This window comes from Microbacterium sp. BF1 (assembly GCF_019279095.1).
GTDB lineage: Bacteria > Actinomycetota > Actinomycetes > Actinomycetales > Microbacteriaceae > Microbacterium > Microbacterium maritypicum.
Genome location: NZ_JAGYWT010000350.1, coordinates 1 through 2,660 on the forward strand (window position 1 = coordinate 1; position 2,660 = coordinate 2,660).

The window sequence follows — 2,660 nt, forward strand, 5'->3', positions numbered from 1 at the left end:
CCCCGCGCTCGAAGCCGACATCGCCGGCGTCGCCGAGCGCTTCGGCATGGAGTGGTCGCTGCACGACGTGGCCCGGCGCAAGCGCGTCGCGATCTTCGTCTCGAAGTACGACCACTGCCTGATGGAGCTGCTGTGGCGCACTCAGCGCGGGCAGCTCGACATCGACATCACGATGGTCGTCTCCAACCACCCCGACCTGGCCGAGGCCGTCCGGTCGTTCGGCGTGCCGTTCGTGCACATCCCCTCCGGCGACAAGGCCGCCATGGAGGAGCGCCAGCTGGAGCTGCTGCGCGGCAACGTCGATCTCGTCGTGCTCGCGCGCTACATGCAGATCCTCACCGACGATTTCATCACCCGGCTCGAGGCCCCGGTGATCAACATCCACCACTCGTTCCTGCCCGCGTTCATCGGTGCGAACCCGTATGCGCGGGCCAAGGATCGCGGCGTCAAGCTGATCGGTGCGACCGCGCACTACGCGACGGCCGACCTCGACGAGGGGCCGATCATCGAGCAGGACGTCACGCGCGTGACCCACTCCGAATCGGCCGCCGAGCTGCAGAGCCGCGGCGCCGACGTCGAGCGTCTGGTGCTCGCGCGCGCCGTGCAGTGGCATGCCGAGGATCGCGTGATCGTGCACGGCAAGTCCACGGTCATCCTCTAGAGGAGCGAGCGTACCGCCTCGCGAACACAGAGAATCCTCAGCGGGGCCGCGTCAGGATCGGGCACCGATCACGTCGACCGCGAGCCCGTGGGAACATCGGGCGCGAGAAGGAGGCGGAGCGGGTCATGCAGATCCTCTCCCGCCGCTCCAAGAACAACCCCGTCCTGATCGGCGAGCCCGGCGTCGGCAAGACCGCCGTCGTCGAGGGCCTGGCCCAGGCGATCGTCAAGGGCGATGTGCCCGAGACGCTGAAGGACAAGCAGCTCTACTCGCTCGACCTCGGCTCGCTCATCGCCGGGTCCCGCTACCGCGGTGACTTCGAGGAGCGCCTGAAGAAGGTCACCAAGGAGATCCGCACGCGCGGCGACATCATCGTCTTCATCGACGAGATCCACACCCTGGTGGGTGCGGGTGCCGCTGAGGGCGCGATCGACGCGGCCAGCATCCTGAAGCCGCTCCTCGCCCGTGGCGAGCTGCAGACGATCGGTGCCACCACGCTCGACGAGTACCGCAAGCACTTCGAGAAGGATGCAGCGCTCGAGCGCCGCTTCCAGCCGGTGCAGGTCAACGAGCCGACGCTGCCGCACGCGATCAACATCCTCAAGGGACTCCGCGACCGCTACGAGGCGCACCACAAGGTGCAGATCACCGACGGCGCTATCGTGGCCGCGGCGAACCTCGCCGACCGCTACGTCTCCGACCGGTTCCTCCCGGACAAGGCCATCGACCTGATCGACGAGGCCGGCGCACGTCTGCGTCTGTCGATCCTGTCGAGCCCGCCCGAGCTGCGCGAGTTCGACGAGAAGATCGCCGCCGTGCGTGAGCAGAAGGAGGTCGCCTCCGAGGAGCAGGACTTCGAGAAGGCCGCATCCCTGCGCGATGAGGAGAAGAGCCTCCTCGCCGAGCGTCTGCGTCTCGAGAAGCAGTGGCGTGCAGGCGACGTCGCGACCTCCGCGGTCGTCGACGAGGGGCTGATCGCCGAGGTGCTCGCACAGGCCACCGGCATCCCCGTCTTCAAGCTCACGGAGGAGGAGTCCAGCCGACTCGTCTTCATGGAGAAGGCCCTGCACCAGCGCGTCATCGGTCAGGAAGAGGCGATCGCTGCCCTCTCCAAGACGATCCGTCGTCAGCGTGCCGGTCTCAAGGACCCGAAGCGCCCCTCCGGCTCGTTCATCTTCGCCGGCCCCACGGGTGTCGGAAAGACCGAGCTCGCCAAGGCTCTCGCCGAGTTCCTGTTCGACGACGAGGCTGCGCTGATCTCGCTCGACATGAGCGAGTTCGGTGAGAAGCACACCGTCTCGCGTCTGTTCGGTGCCCCTCCCGGTTTCGTCGGATTCGAAGAAGGTGGCCAGCTCACCGAGAAGGTGCGGCGCAAGCCGTTCAGCGTGGTGCTCTTCGACGAGATCGAAAAGGCCCACCCTGACATCTTCAACTCGCTGCTGCAGATCCTCGAAGAGGGTCGTCTCACCGACGGTCAGGGTCGGATCGTGGACTTCAAGAACACGGTCATCATCATGACCACCAACCTCGGTGCGCGCGACATCGCCGGCGGTCCCGTGGGCTTCCAGATCGAGGGCAACGACTCGACCAGCTACGACCGGATGAAGGGCAAGGTGAACGAAGAGCTCAAGCGGCACTTCAAGCCCGAGTTCCTGAACCGTGTCGACGACATCATCGTGTTCCCGCAGCTCTCCAAGAGCGAGCTGGTGCAGATCGTCGATCTGTTCACCAAGCGCCTCGGCGAGCGTCTGCTGGACCGCGACATGACGATCGAGCTGTCGCAGGCCGCCAAGGAGCGCCTCATCGAGATCGGATTCGACCCGGCGCTCGGCGCCCGACCGCTGCGTCGCGCGATGCAGCACGAGGTCGAGGACCGTCTGTCGGAGAAGATCCTGCACGGCGAGCTCAACTCCGGCGACCACGTGAAGGTCGATGGCCTTGTCCGGGAGGAACCGGTCGGAGACGTAGCGGTCGGCGAGGTTCGCCGCGGCCACGATAG

Annotated in this window: 1 protein-coding gene and 2 pseudogenes; 2 read left to right on the forward strand and 1 reads right to left on the reverse strand. The window is 66.4% G+C overall.

Going from position 1 to position 2,660, the window contains the following annotated elements; translation table 11 throughout:
- Together purU and KZA10_RS11880 are read left to right on the forward strand one after the other, a co-directional pair.
- On the forward strand, positions 1-661 hold a 661-nt coding region (gene purU / locus KZA10_RS11875), incomplete at its 5' end, for a formyltetrahydrofolate deformylase (RefSeq protein ID WP_218682982.1).
- A gap of 125 nt (positions 662-786) precedes the next feature.
- Positions 787-2,532: pseudogene (locus KZA10_RS11880) on the forward strand (ATP-dependent Clp protease ATP-binding subunit); the annotation flags it as partial.
- Between the two features lie 3 nt (positions 2,533-2,535).
- Here KZA10_RS11880 and KZA10_RS18735 read toward each other — a convergent pair.
- Positions 2,536-2,655: pseudogene (locus KZA10_RS18735) on the reverse strand (hypothetical protein); the annotation flags it as partial.
- Positions 2,656-2,660: the final 5 nt, after the last annotated feature.